The sequence below is a fragment of the Sphingomonas sediminicola genome (assembly GCF_014489515.1).
GTDB classification, from domain to species: Bacteria; Pseudomonadota; Alphaproteobacteria; order Sphingomonadales; family Sphingomonadaceae; genus Sphingomicrobium; species Sphingomicrobium sediminicola.
On the sequence record NZ_CP060782.1, the window covers coordinates 1,388,100 to 1,403,517 of the forward strand.

16 protein-coding genes, 2 tRNA genes and 2 pseudogenes are annotated in these 15,418 nt (G+C 62.7%); 11 read left to right on the top strand and 9 right to left on the bottom strand.

Annotation, left to right across the window (positions count from 1 at the left end; genetic code table 11):
* Positions 1-13: 13 nt before the first annotated feature.
* Complete coding sequence (gene tkt / locus H9L14_RS07455; RefSeq protein WP_187707622.1) at positions 14-1,993, bottom strand: transketolase; 1,980 nt, start codon at positions 1,991-1,993, stop codon at positions 14-16.
* Positions 1,994-2,309: 316 nt separating this feature from the next.
* Here tkt and H9L14_RS07460 point away from each other — a divergent pair, with 316 nt between their 5' ends.
* The 4 genes from H9L14_RS07460 to H9L14_RS07475 all read left to right on the top strand — a co-directional run bounded on the left by H9L14_RS07460 (position 2,310) and on the right by H9L14_RS07475 (position 4,717).
* Positions 2,310-2,624, top strand: coding sequence for a cell division protein ZapA (locus tag H9L14_RS07460; RefSeq protein ID WP_187707623.1), 315 nt, complete (start codon positions 2,310-2,312; stop codon positions 2,622-2,624).
* A 121-nt stretch (positions 2,625-2,745) separates the two neighbouring features.
* Entirely contained in the window at positions 2,746-3,363 is a 618-nt protein-coding gene (locus tag H9L14_RS07465; RefSeq protein WP_187707624.1) for a 5-formyltetrahydrofolate cyclo-ligase, read from the top strand.
* Positions 3,363-3,590 (top strand): DUF2842 domain-containing protein, encoded by a 228-nt coding sequence (locus tag H9L14_RS07470; RefSeq protein WP_187707625.1) that lies wholly within the window; start codon positions 3,363-3,365, stop codon positions 3,588-3,590. Before H9L14_RS07465 ends, H9L14_RS07470 begins: the two co-directional genes overlap by 1 nt.
* 35 nt (positions 3,591-3,625) lie before the next feature.
* Positions 3,626-4,717 (top strand): cell wall hydrolase, encoded by a 1,092-nt coding sequence (locus tag H9L14_RS07475; protein ID WP_246443969.1) that lies wholly within the window; start codon positions 3,626-3,628, stop codon positions 4,715-4,717.
* Between the two features lie 34 nt (positions 4,718-4,751).
* On the opposite strand, the gene H9L14_RS07480 is transcribed toward H9L14_RS07475, so the two are convergent.
* From H9L14_RS07480 to H9L14_RS07500, 5 genes and pseudogenes are all read right to left on the bottom strand, one after another.
* Positions 4,752-4,828: transfer RNA gene (locus tag H9L14_RS07480), tRNA-Asp, on the bottom strand.
* A 20-nt stretch (positions 4,829-4,848) separates the two neighbouring features.
* A pseudogene (locus H9L14_RS17405) lies at positions 4,849-6,045 on the bottom strand (AI-2E family transporter).
* A gap of 54 nt (positions 6,046-6,099) precedes the next feature.
* Positions 6,100-6,184 (bottom strand) — tRNA-Leu (locus H9L14_RS07490).
* A 52-nt stretch (positions 6,185-6,236) separates the two neighbouring features.
* The gene (locus H9L14_RS07495; RefSeq protein ID WP_187707626.1) at positions 6,237-6,683 is read right to left on the bottom strand and encodes a DUF805 domain-containing protein; all 447 of its coding nucleotides are present in this window, start codon (positions 6,681-6,683) and stop codon (positions 6,237-6,239) included.
* A gap of 181 nt (positions 6,684-6,864) precedes the next feature.
* The gene (locus tag H9L14_RS07500) at positions 6,865-7,362 is read right to left on the bottom strand and encodes a DUF805 domain-containing protein (protein ID WP_246443972.1); all 498 of its coding nucleotides are present in this window, start codon (positions 7,360-7,362) and stop codon (positions 6,865-6,867) included.
* Positions 7,363-7,666: 304 nt separating this feature from the next.
* Here H9L14_RS07500 and H9L14_RS07505 point away from each other — a divergent pair, with 304 nt between their 5' ends.
* The 6 genes and pseudogenes from H9L14_RS07505 (at position 7,667) to H9L14_RS07530 (ending at position 11,809) form a co-directional block, all read left to right on the top strand.
* Positions 7,667-8,023 (top strand): hypothetical protein, encoded by a 357-nt coding sequence (locus tag H9L14_RS07505; protein WP_246443975.1) that lies wholly within the window; start codon positions 7,667-7,669, stop codon positions 8,021-8,023.
* Between the two features lie 88 nt (positions 8,024-8,111).
* Positions 8,112-8,246, top strand: coding sequence for a 50S ribosomal protein L34 (gene rpmH / locus H9L14_RS07510; RefSeq protein ID WP_037504084.1), 135 nt, complete (start codon positions 8,112-8,114; stop codon positions 8,244-8,246).
* 2 nt (positions 8,247-8,248) lie between these two features.
* On the top strand, positions 8,249-8,569 hold the full coding sequence (gene rnpA, locus H9L14_RS07515) for a ribonuclease P protein component (protein ID WP_246444573.1): 321 nt from the start codon (positions 8,249-8,251) through the stop codon (positions 8,567-8,569).
* Complete coding sequence (gene yidC, locus H9L14_RS07520; protein WP_187707627.1) at positions 8,566-10,488, top strand: membrane protein insertase YidC; 1,923 nt, start codon at positions 8,566-8,568, stop codon at positions 10,486-10,488. Before rnpA ends, yidC begins: the two co-directional genes overlap by 4 nt.
* Positions 10,448-11,130, top strand: a pseudogene (gene yihA, locus H9L14_RS07525) (ribosome biogenesis GTP-binding protein YihA/YsxC). Before yidC ends, yihA begins: the two are co-directional and overlap by 41 nt.
* A 13-nt stretch (positions 11,131-11,143) precedes the next feature.
* Positions 11,144-11,809: a glutathione S-transferase family protein gene (locus H9L14_RS07530; protein ID WP_222949976.1), complete on the top strand. Its 666-nt coding sequence runs from the start codon at positions 11,144-11,146 to the stop codon at positions 11,807-11,809.
* Here H9L14_RS07530 and H9L14_RS07535 read toward each other — a convergent pair.
* Positions 11,806-12,252, bottom strand: coding sequence for a cupin domain-containing protein (locus tag H9L14_RS07535; protein ID WP_187707628.1), 447 nt, complete (start codon positions 12,250-12,252; stop codon positions 11,806-11,808). The genes H9L14_RS07530 and H9L14_RS07535 overlap by 4 nt on opposite strands.
* Positions 12,253-12,279: 27 nt before the next feature.
* Here H9L14_RS07535 and dapE point away from each other — a divergent pair, with 27 nt between their 5' ends.
* On the top strand, positions 12,280-13,404 hold the full coding sequence (gene dapE, locus H9L14_RS07540) for a succinyl-diaminopimelate desuccinylase (protein ID WP_187707629.1): 1,125 nt from the start codon (positions 12,280-12,282) through the stop codon (positions 13,402-13,404).
* Between the two features lie 7 nt (positions 13,405-13,411).
* Here the strand turns inward: dapE and H9L14_RS07545 are convergent, their stop codons facing one another.
* Positions 13,412-13,654, bottom strand: a complete 243-nt coding sequence (locus tag H9L14_RS07545) for a hypothetical protein (protein WP_187707630.1) — start codon at positions 13,652-13,654, stop codon at positions 13,412-13,414.
* Between the two features lie 20 nt (positions 13,655-13,674).
* Complete coding sequence (locus H9L14_RS07550) at positions 13,675-15,249, bottom strand: putative bifunctional diguanylate cyclase/phosphodiesterase (protein WP_246443976.1); 1,575 nt, start codon at positions 15,247-15,249, stop codon at positions 13,675-13,677.
* Between the last annotated feature and the right edge of the window lie 169 nt (positions 15,250-15,418).

A 15,418-nucleotide genomic window follows, 5' to 3' on the forward strand; every position in this document is an offset into this window, starting at 1 on the left:
ATGCCTCTCTGTTTCATGTGGCCGAGTACGCGCTCGGCAACTGCGTCAGGGTGAGCCCGAAGAATTCGTATGCGTCCTTGGCCGGAGCCGAGACGCCGAAGCGGTCGATGCCGATCCGAAGGCCGTGGAGCCCGGTGTAGCGCTCCCAGCCGAAGGTGGTGCCGGCCTCGATCGACACCCGGAGGATCTCGCGATTGCTGACGTCTGGCAGGATGTCTTCGCGATAATCGGCGGACTGCTCGTCGAAAAGCTCGGTGGACGGCATGGAGACCACATCGGTGCCGATGCCCTGCCCTTCAAGGCGTTCGGCGGCGTCGAGAGCGATCTCGACCTCCGAACCGGTGGCGATGATGATGACCTTGCGGGCGTTTCCAGCCGCCTTGAGGCGGTAGGCGCCGCGAGCGCAAAGGTTGCCGTCGACGGCTTCGGTGCGGACCGGGCGGAGGTTCTGGCGGGTCAGCGCGAGAACGCTCGGCTCCTTGCTCGCCAGAGCCAAAGCCCAGCATTCGGCTGTCTCGACCGCGTCTGCAGGGCGATAGACATTGAGACCCGGCATCGCTCGGAGGCTCTGCAGATGCTCAACCGGCTGGTGGGTCGGACCGTCCTCGCCAAGGCCGATGGAATCGTGGGTCATCACGTAGATAACCTTGGCCTGCTGCAGCGCCGACAGGCGGATCGCCGGTCGGGCATAGTCGGTGAAGACGAGGAACGTGCCACCGTACGGGATCACGCCGCCGTGCAGCGCCATGCCGTTCATCGCCGCGGCCATGCCAAACTCGCGGATGCCGTAATAGATGTAGCGGCCGCCGTAGTTGTCAGCCGTAAGCGGCTGAAGCGCCTTGGTTTTCGTGTTGTTGGAGCCAGTGAGGTCGGCTGAGCCGCCGATGGTTGCCTGCACCACCGGATTGATCGCTTCGAGCGCCATTTCCGAAGCCTTGCGAGTGGCAACCGTCGGCCGGTTTGCAATCAGGCCATCGACGTAGGGCTTCAGCCAGCTGTCGTCGGCCTCGTTGGCGACCCGGCTGGTGAACTCGCCCTTGTTACTGTTGGCGTCGAGACGCTTTCTCCATTCGGCGCGGGCCGATGCGCCTCTGCTTCCAGCCTCACGCCACGCGCTGAGCACGTCTTCGGGAATCTCGAAGGCAGGCAGGTCCCAGTCGAGTTCGATGCGCGCTGCGGCGACTTCCTCTTTGCCGAGTGCCGAGCCGTGCGTCGCCGCCGTGCCCTGCTTGTGCGGAGCGCCGTAGCCGATGATCGTCTTGCAGCGGATCAGCGACGGGCGCGGGTCGGCTTTCGCCTCTTCAATGGCGCGCGAAACGTCGTCGGCATCGAGACCGTCGCACTCAGTCGTGTGCCAGCCACTGGCCTGATGGCGAGCAACCACGTCCTCGTTCCGCGACAGATCGGTCGAGCCGTCGATGGTAATTTCATTGTCATCCCAAAGAACGATCAGCCGCCCGAGCTTCAAGTGACCCGCAAGGCCCACCGCCTCGTGGTTGATGCCTTCCATCAGGCAGCCGTCGCCCGCGATCACGTAGGTCCAGTGATCGACGAGGTCGTCGCCGTACACCGCGTTGAGGTGGCGCTCGGCGATTGCGGTGCCGACGGCCATCGCGACGCCTTGCCCCAGAGGACCGGTCGTGACCTCGACGCCGGGGAGCTCGAAATTCTCCGGGTGCCCGGCCGTCGGGCTGTGCAGCTGGCGAAAGTGCTCGATGTCCTCGATCGTCGGCCGCGCGTAGCCCGTCAGATAGAGCAGAGCGTAGATCAGCATCGATCCGTGGCCGGCCGACAAAATGAAGCGGTCCCGGTCCGGCCAATGTGGATCGGTGGGGTCGAATTTCAGATGGCGTGTGAAGAGCGCGGTCGCCGCATCGGCCATGCCCATCGGCATTCCTGGGTGACCGCTGTTAGCAGCTTCGACCGCATCCATCGCCAAGGCTCGAATGGCATTGGCAAGTCGGCGTTGAGTCGGCTGCAAGTCGCGCTCCATCTACGGGTCGGCCTGCACGCGAGATTCGGCGGGCCGGATTGCGGTGGCCCTTGGCGGGTGAGCGGTGAACCGTCAACCTTGAGCCCCGCGGCAAGCACTCGCGTCTTGCCGGGAACGCGCTTTGTGCTTAGCTAAAATTATATGGATGAGGGCGTCTGACTTCCGCGCTGGACAGAGCCGAGCGCGCTATCCTGCGCATCGAGCGCACAATTTCGCAACCGAAGCGGCTCGAGGGACGCGACGACGAGCTTCGCGCCCGTGTTCGGGAAGCCGTCGCCGAGCTCGACCAGCTCATCCGAGCGGCGGAGAACGCCTGATGTCCGAGATCGACGTCTTCATTGCTGGGCGCGCTTACAAGGTCGCCTGCCGCGACGGCGAAGAGGATTCTCTGCGCAAGGCTGCATCGCTGGTCGATGCGAAGAGCCGGGAGGCGTTATCCGGGCTTGGGACTCTCTCCGAAGCCCGCCAGTTGTTGTTCGCTTCGCTGCTGCTCGCCGATCAGTTGGTCGACGACGGACGCACTCCGGTGCCAGTTCTTCCCGATCCCGCTCTGGCCGAGCGGGCCGAGAAGATCGCCGATCGGCTCGAATCGCTCGCTGCGGCACTTGAGGCGGAGGCCGTCACCGCCTAGATTGGTTCTGACGGGTACTGCCCGGTACGAGCCTTTGAATATCCCTGAGGCTTATCGATCCAAATGGGAGCTGTCCCTGCCCGGACCCTGGTCCGACGCATATGGCGCCCACCTGACGTTTGTGGCGTCAGAGGATTTCCGGCAAACGGCCATGGTGGGCCCGTCACTTCCCTTTGACCTTTCCAAGGATTCCCTGCGCCGCACGGCGCTGGACGCGCGGAAGGCGTTCGCCAGCACCTTGGACGATGGTCACAAGGCCATTCTTGAGCGGAAGCTGGCGGAACATCTGACTTCACTCTGTGCGCATTCGTCTGTCGTCGCCGGCTATGCCCCGATGGGCAGCGAAATCAGCCCGATGCTGGCGATGGAGGAAGCGCGAGCAGTGGGCCGAATCGTCGCCTTCCCCGCCTTCTCAGATCCAGCAAAGCCGTTTCGCTTCCTTGCCGGCGATCCAGCGGAACCAGGTCCGTTTGGGTTCCTCCAACCGAAGCGTCGCGCACCCGTCGTGGAGCCAGATCTCATTTTCGTGCCGCTGATTGCCGTTGATGCGAAGGGAACGCGCCTCGGCCGGGGCAAGGGTCACTACGACCGCGCTCTTGGACGCCTGAAGAAGACCGGCGCCAAGCTGATCGGTGTGGGCTGGTCGATGCAACGTCTGGATACGATCATCCCAACCGATCCGTGGGACATCCCGCTACACGGCTTCGCCAGCCCCGACGGCGTTGAGGAATTCTCCTGATGCAGCCGAGTTGGAGACGTGGCGCCGGAATCGCGGCGATCCTGCTTCTGATCGTGCTTTGGGCGGTAATCGTCGCGAGCTTCTCGAGGATGGTCGGGCAATGGCCGGTTCTCGTTCAGGCTCTGTTTTATCTAATTGTAGGAATAGCTTGGATCGCGCCGTTGAAACCGTTGCTGAGATGGTCCCAAACGGGACACTGGCGACAAGGGCCTAACGTCCGCGATTGAAGCGAGCGTATTATTTCACTATATCACCGCGTCCCGTGACTCAGACCATCGCCTTGAACGCCGCCCGTTTTTGGCGCGAGCGCCCGCAGGAAGTACTCCTGGCGGGAGTCGTTGCGCTCGCCGGAATTGTGGCGCTCGCGGGATCGGCCGATTCGACGCCGAGTCTGTCAGGCGTTGGGTCGAATAAGGTTGCTGAAGCGCCACCTGCGCCCCCGCCGATGCTCATTCGTCAGCTTCCCGTCGACCAGGCACTGGCGATCAACCAGGGCATTGCACTCGATACGGGTCCAAACCCTGCTGCCAGGCCCTTTTCGCTTGGCAAGGTCGATGCGGCGACGCGCTCGCGTGCACTCGAATGCCTTACCAGCGCCGTCTATTACGAAGCGGGCCAGGAAAGCACAGACGGACAGCGTGCAGTCGCGCAGGTCGTTCTGAACCGCGTCCGCCACCCCGCCTTCCCCGCAAGCGTCTGCGGCGTTGTCTACGAAGGCTCGACGCGCGCGACGGGTTGCCAGTTCACCTTCACCTGCGACGGTTCGCTCTCTCGCGGTCCGGCTCTCGACGCCTGGCGCCGCGCAAAGTCGGTCGCCGAAGCCGCGCTTGCCGGCTACGTCTACAAGCCGGTCGGGAACGCGACCCACTATCACGCCGACTATGTCGTTCCCTATTGGGCGTCGACCCTCACCAAGAATGCCGTCATCGGCGCGCATATCTTCTATCGCTGGGCAGGCGACTGGGGACGTTCGACGGCTTTCTCGCAAGACTATTCGCACCGTGAAGCGAACGTCGACGCTCTGCGTGCGGCGGCATTGCTCGCCGAACAGCGCGACATCGCGACACGAGGGCAGTCCTCAGAGGTCGCGGAAGCGGTGGCTGAGATCCCTGGCGCCCAGGCGCTCGCTCCCTCAATGCGTGGTGACAAGCGCGTCGCGATTCGCTTCAACATGACGGCGCGCAAGGCGGCCGACGAAGCAAAGCACACCGACTATGTCGAGCAGGTGAAGGCGTCGGATAACCTCCGCTGGTCTCTGAATGGCGGCATGGCTGCGGCTGACGAAAAGCCTTTCGGCAAGGCGGCCACGCAATCGCCTTCAGCCACCGGCACTGCGAGTGGCTCACCCGAATAAGCGGCCTTTCCAGGCCCACTGCGAATTCCAGGAATGGCGCGAGTGACGGGGCTCGAACCCGCGACCTCCGGCGTGACAGGCCGGCGCTCTAACCAACTGAGCTACACCCGCGTTTTTGGCGTGGCGGCGAACTAGGTGGCAGCCCGCGGGGTGTCAACATCGCCAGCGTCTTTTTCCGCGTCTTCCTCGCCGGCGTGGGTCAACGTGCCGTGCTCGAAGAGGAAACCGGCGATGTCGGGGGTACCCGCCGCGGAGAAAATCGTCTTCATGATGATCAACAGCGGAACGGCCAGAAGCGCTCCGGTCGTCCCCCAGACCCATGACCAGAAACTCAGCGAGACCAGGATCGCGAGCGGGCTGATCGTCAGGCGCTTGCCGACAATCATCGGCGTAATCAGGTTGGCTTCAACCAGATGAAGCCCGACAAAGACGAGGGCGGAAGCAAGGCCGACCAGACATCCGGGAAGGTCATCAGCCCGCCGAAGAAGAGCAGCAGCGCCGATCCGATCGGACCCAGATAGGGAATGAAGTTCAGCACCGCGACGATGCCGCCCCACATGATCGGCGAATCCATTCCAAGCTGCCACAGCACGAGGGCAGTGAGAGCCCCCAGCGTGACATTGATGAGCGTGATGGTGCCGATGTAGATCGACGTTGCGTCCACGACCTGTTGGATCACGCGAGCAGTTGTAAGCGCCCCTCGAAGCTGCCTCGGCTGACGATCGTGCGCTTGCGCATGGACGTCCAGCCGGCGAGGAAGAAGAAGATCACCAGCAGCGAGAAGAACAGCTGGATGAGGAGGTGCGGCGCGGACGTAGCCAGCAGCCCGAAAGGGAGTTTGGAGTTTCGATCCGCACTGTCCGGCCCTGCTCAGGCGAGATCGTGATTTGCGAGAAGATCCGCTCCACGAACTTGTCGAACGACTTGTAGAGGTCGAGAACCGGGCCGAGCGCTGCTTTCGCCTTCGGAATGCGCTCGGGAATCAGCGCAACCCAATCGATCGCCGGAAGGACAATCGAGCCGAGTGCGAAAGCAGCCAGCAGAATAAAGAAGATGATGCAAAGCCCGGCAGCGAGACGCGAGGGCACCCCTCGACGCTCCAGCCACTCCAGCATCGGCACGAGGGTGATCGCGACGACCAGCGCGGCAGTTACCGGCAGGAAGAACTCGGCTCCCGCCCTGAGCGCGAACGGCACCCCAAGCAGAATGCCCAAGCCCGCGATAAGGGCGATTGAAGCCAGCAGTCGGTCGCGCTTGGTACTGCTTTCAATAAAAGCGTGCGGCACTTCGACCGGAGGCGGCGCCTTCTTTCTGGTCCGAGCATCCATAAGATGACGATATCCGCCCGAACGCATACCCGCCAGCGGCTTGCGAAGAAATCATGGTGCCCCTGGTCCGACTCGAACGGACACTCCGGTTAGGAACTCGATTTTGAGTCGAGCGCGTCTACCATTCCGCCACAGGGGCCCCGTAGCGGGCTCTAGCTAGCGAGCGCCCGCCGGAAGGACAACCGCGGCGTTCAGCCGGCAAATGAGAATGCTGTCGGCGCCGCGCCGTAGCGGTTAGGAATCGTCGAGCCCTTCTTCATGAAAAGCGTAAGAAGATTGGCAAACGCGAGCACCGTGATGCCAAGGTAGCCGAGCGCGACGATCTGCGGCAGCGCTCCCCGGAATGCGAAAGCCACCGGCACGAGGAGCAGCATCACGCAGGGCACGATCAGCTCGCGGCCCGTCTTATTGACGTCGTGGAGACGCCTGACACCCACGGCCAGCTGCGGAATCAGCAGCAACACGCCGACCGCTCCCGCAAGCAGCGGCCCTAGGGCCAGGAGCGTTCCGACAAGGCTGGCAACTGCACTCGCAATGATCACGAAAACGAAGAAGAGCCAGAATTCCTCGCGCGAAGCCCGACCGGAGAAATCAGCATATTTCTTCAGCGTATAAAGCGCGCATTCGAACAGCTTCATGGTGACCCCCTCGATACGCGGCAGGTCGCTAGACGGTTGAGCACCGCTACCCACGCGCTTCCGAAAGTTTCGCTGAATTGCTGTTAAATATCAATTACGAAGGTTTGGTAATCCAGAAATTCACGTTTCCTTCTCGTAGGTTGAGGCGGGCCGCCGTCGAACAGCGGCCCGCCTCCTAACTTCAGACGGTCGCAGCTGCGGTGCCACCGGCGTACGGGTCGGGTCCGTAGCTATTTTCGCCCTTGGTTCCCGGAAGAACCATGAAAACCAGCAGCGCAATCCCACCGACGAGAGCCAGCAAGCCGAGCAGCATCGTCGCGCCTGCGAGCGCCATCATGCTTCCCGAGGCAATCGCCGCGCCGGCCGCGAGTGCGAAGATGAGGTAGGGCACGATCGCGATCAGCAACCACCAGCCGCTGCGGTTGGTGTCGTGCAGGCGCCGCACGCCGACAGCGATCGACGGAACAAGTGTTCCAAGCATCAGGAGAATGCTGAGGAAACCGTACGGACCGACCGTATGGTCGAGGCCGACGATGTTCTCCACGATGGAAATGACGATGTAGGCAACGACCAGAGCGAGCGTGAACCACCAATATTCCGCCCGAGGCGCGCGGCCCGAGAAATCGGCATATATTTGCAACGGGCGCTTCGCCCAATCGATCGGCGTCAGTTCAGTCATGTATTCCCCTCTGTTGAAGACCGAGATGCTAGCCCGTCATTTCCCAACCGCAACTAATTCCGGGGTGCCTGCCGCCGGTAGCTGAGCGCCTCCGCCAAATGCACCCAGCGGAAAGCTGGACCTGGACTTCGATGGGCCGGGCTTCGAGCCCGAGGTACGCAACCGTGGCGACCGTGGCGGTCATTCGGCCCCGCCACAATGGGCTAAGCAGACACCCCTAACTCGGCGGGATGCTGCTAGCGCGATGGCGCGACACACACTGCAAGTCCTTGCGAGGACAGGCGCCTCGCCCCACATCCGTTCGATGATTACCAGGGAACAGTGGCGTAAGTTTATCGACCAGCCCGCAGTCGAATGGACGATCTTCGTCCTCGGAATCCTGTTCATGATCGCGGCCATTCCGGTCGGAGCGCTTCCCGGACCGGGCGGTGTCTTCGTCTTTGCGATCGGCCTTGCGATGGTGCTCAAGACGAGCATGTGGGCGAAACGCCGCTACGTGCGGTTCAAGCGGTCCAAGCCGAAGGCGGGCAGCTGGGCCGACTGGGCACTTCGCCGAAGGAGCGCCCGGCGCCGCAGCAAGCTTCAGAAGGAGCGCGAGGCGGAGGCACTCACCACCTCACCAAGCGAAACCATCGCGGGTCCGGAGCGCAGAGCCAATTGACTTCCAGCCGCCCCTCCCTTATCGGCCCGCTGCAACAGCGGCTGCCGGAATGGCGGCCCTTTTCATTTAGATTTTGAGAGAATGAGCGATGAAGCGCACCTTCCAGCCGAGCAACCTCGTCCGCAAGCGCCGGCACGGCTTCCGGTCGCGCATGGCAACCGTGGGCGGTCGCAAGGTGCTGAACGCCCGCCGCGCGCGCGGCCGCAAGAAGCTCAGCGCCTAATCATCCTTCGGAAACGCTCGGACTTCCTCGCTGCGAACGCCGGTCGGCGCGCTGCGACGCCTGGCTTTATCCTTCTCGTCCGCGATCGTAAGGACGGCGATCCCTCCAAGCGCGTCGGATTCACCGTCAGCAAGAAGGTCGGCGGCTCCGTCGTGCGGAATCGCATGAAGCGCCGCTTCCGTGAACTCGCCCGCGAAATCATACCGGCGGGTGGACATTGCGGCTCCGACCATGTGATGATCGGCCGCTCCGGCGGAATTGAACGCGAGTTCGACGCTCTGCGGACCGATCTGGCCAATGCGCTGAAAAAGATGCGCCCGTGATCGCCAAGCTGCTCATCCTGATCGCGCGCGGCTGGCAGAAGGGTCCCTCCCGAGTGCTTCCGCCAAGCTGCCGTTATCAGCCGAGCTGTTCGGCCTATGCGATCACTGCACTTCAACGCTATGGCGCTGCCCGCGGCGGATGGCTCGCTCTCAAGCGGATCATGCGCTGTCACCCCTGGGCGGCCAGGGCCCCGACCCCGTACCCTGATCGAGGATCACAAGTGAACGACAACAAGAACCTGATCCTCGCGGTCGTGCTGAGCGCGCTTATCCTGCTCGGCTGGAGCTTCCTGTCGAACAGGTTCATCCCGCAGAACCCGCCGCCAAAGGTCGAGAAGGGTAAGATCGAACCGCAGATCCAGCCGCAGAGTGGTCCGGTGGCAAACGCACCATCTCAACTGCGCGATCGCAACCTGGTCCTGCGCGAAACGCCGCGAGTGCTGATCGAAACACCGGCGCTTCGCGGTTCGATCAACCTCAAGGGCGCACGGATCGACGATCTGTGGATGCTGAAGCACCACGTCACCTACAAGAATAGCTCCTCTCCGGTAGCACTGCTCAACCCGCAGGGAACCGCGGCGTCGTCCTTTGTCGGCTTCAGCTGGAATGGGCCGAACGCGCCGAACGGCAACACCGTCTGGACGGCCAGTTCGCGAGTCCTCACGCCGGGCAAGCCGGTGACGCTCAGCTGGACCAGTCCAGCGGGCCAAACCTATCAGCTCGTCATTTCGGTCGACGATCTCTACCTCTTTACGGTCGAGCAGCGCGTCACCAATGGATCGACCCAGCCGGTCGCTGTCCAACCGTATAGCTATTCCAGCCGTGCAGGCCGTTCCGCCGACATTTCGAGCTACACCGTCCACGTCGGCCCCATGAGCGTCCGCGACGGCAAGGCCGATTACGAAACCAAGTGGCAAACAGTGCGCGAGGCCGGCCCGAACGGCCTGAATTACGACCCGTCGAAGGGCTGGATCGGCTTCACCGACAAATATTGGCTAACGGCCCTTGCCCCTCAGGGAACGACGCGGGATTCTTTCCGCTACTCCGCATCAGGCTCCTACCAGGCCGACGCGGTTGCGCCCCAATCCGTCGTCGCGCCGGGCCAGACGACCAGCTTCACGACTTCGGTTTTCGCCGGAGCCAAGGAAAAGGCCGCACTGGACCGCTACGAGAATGCGGGCATCACCAAGCTTTCCAAGTCGATCGACTGGGGCTGGTTTGAATGGTTCATGCGTCCGATCTTCGACCTGCTGAACTGGCTGTTCCACCAGATCGGCAACTTCGGCGTCGCGATCATCTGTCTGACGCTGATCGTTCGCGGCCTCATGTTCCCGATCGCCCAGAAGCAGTTCCAGTCGATGGCCGCGATGCGCAAGCTGCAGCCGAAAATGAAAGCGATTCAGGAGCGCTACAAGGACGACAAGCCCAAGCTTCAGCAGGAGATGATGAAGCTATACCAGCAGGAGAAGATCAATCCTGCCGCGGGCTGCCTGCCGATCGTGCTCCAGATCCCGATCTTCTACGCGCTCTATAAGGTACTGATGGTCGCCGTCGAAATGCGGCACCAGCCTTTCGCTCTGTGGATCAAGGACCTTTCGGCGCCGGACCCGCTGACGCCGATCAACCTTTTCGGCCTGCTGGACTTCGCGCCTCCGCACTTTCTTGCGATCGGCGTCCTGCCGATCCTGCTTGGCGTGACGATGTGGCTGCAGTTCAAGCTGAATCCGGCCCCGATGGACCCGACGCAGCAGCAAATCTTCGCGATCATGCCGTGGATCATGATGTTCGTGATGGCGCCATTTGCGAGCGGTCTGCAGCTCTACTGGGTCACCAGTAACGTCCTGACGATTCTGCAGCAGTGGTGGCTGTACAAGAAATATGGCCTGCACTTCTCCGACACGCATCCGGCGACGACCTGAGGTGGAGCAGGAACACGAAGATATTGTCGAGCAGGCCCGCAAGCTGTTCTCCGGCCTGTCGACTTCCTGAAGTCGGCGCCGACCCTGAAATTCCTGCCTGACCCGGAGTGCCCTGAGATCGCCTTTGCAGGCCGTTCGAACGTCGGGAAGAGCTCGCTTCTCAACGCGCTCACCAACCGCAAGGGACTGGCGAGGACATCCAACACGCCTGGCCGGACTCAGGAGCTCAACTTCTTTGACGTGGGCCGCCCGCCGCAAATCCGACTAGTCGACATGCCCGGTTATGGCTTTGCGGAGGCGCCCAAAGACCTCGTGAAGCGCTGGCGTTTCCTGGTGAATGATTTCCTGCGTGGCCGTGCCGTCCTTCGCCGAGCCTTCGTACTCGTCGACTCCCGGCACGGGTTGAAGCCTGTGGACCTCGAGATCATGGATATGCTCGATTCCGCCGCAGTGAACTATCAGCTCGTCCTTACGAAAGCGGACAAGATCAAGCCCACCGAGCTCGCCGTGGTCCTGGAGCAAACGACGGCCGAGTCGGCCAAGCATGCTGCCGCACATCCGCAACTGATCGCGACGTCGAGCGAAACCGGCTCCGGCATTACCGAGTTGAGAGCAGCAATCCTCGAAGCTGCGACGTCGTAGGGAGATCGACTTGATCAAGCTCATCATCGGCAACCGCGCCTATTCGAGCTGGTCGATGCGAGGCTGGCTTGCGGTGAAGCACTCGGGCGAAGAGTTCGAAGAGCTCGTCGTGCCGATGTTCGACGAAGAGTGGGAAAAGCGGCGCGAGGGCGACGAATTCGCGCCATCGCTCGGGAAGGTGCCGATCCTGTGGGACGGCGCCTGCGTCGTCTGGGACAGTCTCGCCATCGTCGAATTCCTCGCCGACCGGGTAGGCAAGGACAAATATTGGCCGCAGGACGAGTCCGCCTGTGGAATGGCGCGCTCCATGGCCGCGGAAATGCATTCCGGGTTTGCCAACCTCCGGCGCGAATTGCCGATGAATGTCCGCAAGACCTTCCCGTTCAAACCGATATCCGAAGAGGTCCGCAACGAGATCGAGCGGATCCTGCAGCTTTGGGCACAGGCTCGGGCGCGGTTCGGCGGCAGCGGCGGCGACTTCCTGTTCGGGAACTGGTGCGCGGTTGACATGATGTACGCGCCGGTCGTGACGCGCTTCATCACCTATTCGGTGCCGATGCCACCGTTCGCCGAGCTCTACATGAAGGCCGTTCTGTCACACCCCGATGTCGGGGAGTGGATCGACAAGGCACAGGACGAGCCCTGGGTCATCGAGCATTACGAGCACGAGCCCGCCTAATAAGGCGATCCGTCCTTGTGGACGTAAGTGCCTTCGGGCGTGAATCGCAGATCGATATCCGAATAACCGCCGCCGGTGTTCGTCCCTCCGCCGAAGGCAAGAAAGGTGCAGTCTTCGGCGCTTTCATTGATCAGGTGATGGCCGTTCCCGGTCCCCTTGGGCCAGGCCGCGAGATCGCCCGCGTGGAGAAGCGTCCGGCCTTCGTCCTCGACCAGCACCGCCTCCCCGGACAGCATCACGACAAATTCGTCCTCTCCATCGTGCCAATGGCGTTGGCTGGACCAGGCCCCGGGCTTGAGCGTGACATGGCTTACCCCGAAGTCGGTCAGGCCCGTCGCAGGAGCCAATCGCCGATACCAGCGCCCGGCCACCGCCTCATTGTGCGGCGGCGGATAGCCGGTCCGGTTGATCTGCTCGATGCTTTCAAGGTCGACCTTGGGCATGCCCTCTTCCTTTGCTACGCCGCTGCAATGTCCGCCGACCCAATCGCCCTTGCGCGAGACCTTATCAACTGCCCGAGCGTCACTCCCGCCCACGGAAACGTCTTCGACGTTCTCGATGCAGCGCTGACGACGCTCGGTTTCACCGTCCATCGCTTCGTGCTTGGCGAGCCGCCCGACGGGCCGACGGAGAATATGGTTGCCATCCGTGGCGAGGGAGGTCCGCACTTCGGCTTCGCAGGTCACCTCGATGTTGTCCCTCCAGGCGACGGCTGGAGCAGCGACCCGTTCCAGACGCTGATCGAGGACGGCGTTCTTACAGGGCGCGGCGCGGTAGACATGAAAAGTGCAATCGCCGCATTCGTCGCCGCCGTTTCGCGTGTCGAGCAAGGCAAGGGGACGATTTCTTTCCTGATCACCGGCGATGAGGAGGGATATGCGACCTACGGCACGCCCAGGATCATCGACTGGCTGAAGGAACGGTCGATCCGCCCGGACATGATCCTCATCGGCGAGCCGACGTCGGTCGATCGTCTTGGCGACACGGTGAAGATTGGCCGCCGCGGCTCGGTAAACATGTGGATCGATGTGCCGGGCACGCAGGGACACGTCGCCTACCCGCACCGCGCGGACAATCCGGTGCCGAAGCTGGCAAGGGTCGTGGCAGCACTGAACGCCGTCCACCTGGACGACGGGACGGAAGCTTTCCCGCCCTCGAATCTCGAATTCACGGCGGTCACGACACCGACGCAGGCGAGCAACGTCATACCCGCGTCGGCGACAGCTCAGCTCAACATCCGCTTCAACAATCTGCAGCACGGTGCTGACCTTGTTCGAATGGTCGAGGAGATCGCCGAGCGCGAGGCCCCCGGCTCGACGGTGCGTGCGCGTATCTCCGGCGAAGCGTTCCTGACGCCGCCTGGCCCGCTCTACGACGTGATCGTCGCGGCTATCGAGGAAGAAACGGGCATTGCCCCGGAACTCTCCACGAGCGGTGGAACTTCCGACGGCCGTTTCCTGATCGAGCTGTGCCCGGTCGTCGACTTCGGGCTTCCCAACGCGACCATGCACAAGCTCGACGAGAGCGCTGCCGTGGAAGACATCCACGCCCTCTCACGGATTTATGAGCGGATTTTGCGCAAGGTTGTCGCTTAGGACGACCTCAGAGAATTTGGGCAAGCTCGGCCCAATTGACGTCCAGTACGGGATCGTAAGGCGGGTAGAACCGGCCATGACCGCTGTAGAGACCGTAAATCCAAGCAAATGGCGCGCCGTAAATTTCGGGCAGCGGGGCTTTCACCGCTGAATTCCACTTCCGGTGGGGGTCGTGCGGAACGGATGCCAGATCAAACGGCTTTCCGTCGGATGTAAGTCCGGCCGACCGGGTCTTGGAATCGACGATCATCCGGGTTGAAGCAGCCGGAGCTAAGCGACGATACGGGACGAACCGGCGTCGCGGGTCCAGCCGAGGTACTCGTCCTCAAACATCGGCTCGGCGAAGACGAAGCCCTGGATCGTGTGGCATCCCATCGCGCGGAGGATATCCGCCTGGGCCGACGTTTCGACCGCCTCGGCGACGATCTCACAATCGACGCCCTTGATCAGCTGGATCACCGCCTGGACGATGACGCGGGCCCGCTCGCTCTGCTCGATATCCGCGATCAGCGACGGATCGAGCTTCACCCGGTCGAGCGGAAGCGTGCGCAGCCGCGATAGATTCGAATAGCCCGTCCCGAAATCGTCGATAGAGATTCGCACTCCGTCGGCACGAAGCGCTGCGATTTCGACGACTACGGCTTCGCTGGCCCTCATCGCCGCAGTCTCGGTGAACTCGAGTTCGACCATCGAGAGCGGGACGCCGTTGTCGGCAAGCGCATGGCGGAGCCGGCTGAAGAAATCGACGCGGTCGAGCTGCCGCGGGCTGACATTGAAGGCAACCCGCCGATCGAAGCCGTCGCGGTGCCAGTTCCCGAGCGTCGCCGAGATCTCGCCGATCACCCAGTCGCCGATTTCCGAAATCAGGCCGGTGCTTTCGGCGACCGGAATGAAGCTGCCGGGCAGGCAGAGACCGTCGCGCGGGTGGTTCCAGCGCAGCAGGGCCTCGGTGCCGACCAGCTCGCCGGTGACGAGACTGAGCTGTGGCTGGTAGGCGAGCACGAACTCGCCCCGCTGGACCGCTTCGGTGAGCGCCTTCTCAATATCGATCTTGCGCTGATGGTCCGCCGCGAGCTCGTCGTTGAACAGGCAATGCTGCCCGCCCCCGAGCGCCTTTGCACGATACATCGCGATGTCCGCCGCGCGCATCAGCGATTCTATGCTGCTGCCATGATCGGGACTGATCGCCACGCCGATGGAAGCGCCGATATCGACGCTATGTCCGTAAAGCTCGAACGGCTCGGAAATGGCGAGGGCGATCCGTCGCGCAACCCGCTCGACGTCGCTAACCGAAGTGATCTCCGGGAAGAAGAGCGTGAATTCGTCGCCGGCAAGGCGCGCGAGCAGCGGCCTCTTTCCGGGGCCTTCGGCGACTTCCGCGGTGACTACGACCCGGAGCCTGTTCGCCACCATGATCAACAGCTGGTCGCCGCGTGCGTGGCCCAGGCTGTCATTGACCATCTTGAAGCGGTCGAGGTCGACGAAAAGCATCGCGCAGCTGCTCCCCGCCGCAGCCCCGCCCAGAAGCTTGTCGGCTTCGGAACGGAAATGAAGGCGGTTGGGCAGCGACGTAACCGGGTCGTACATGCCGAGCGCCTGCGCATTCTCGATCGATGCGCGAACCTCCGCGAACAATGTGTCCACGGCCGCTGCAAGTTTGGGCATGTTCTGCCGAACGATCGCGGGCGGCGGCGAGACAAGGTCGCCGTCCTCAACTGCGAGAAGCCTGTCTCCGAGCGCGGTCAACGCGCGGGCGCTTTCGCTGTTGGGCCGTTCCGAGGCGATGTAGCAGATGAGCAGGCAGAAGGCGCCGGCAACGATCGATGCGATGATCTGATCGTTCAAGTTCGTGATGTAGAGGAAGGCGCACAGCGAGAAGACGAACGAGGCGACCCCGCCGCGCCCGAGAGCAGGGCGTTGCTGAATTTCTGGGCAGTGCCTGCTTTCATCGAATTGCGTAGCGCCCCGAGCGTCGGCACCTTGCCGATTGGCCAGACCTAAACGGGCAGGGTTA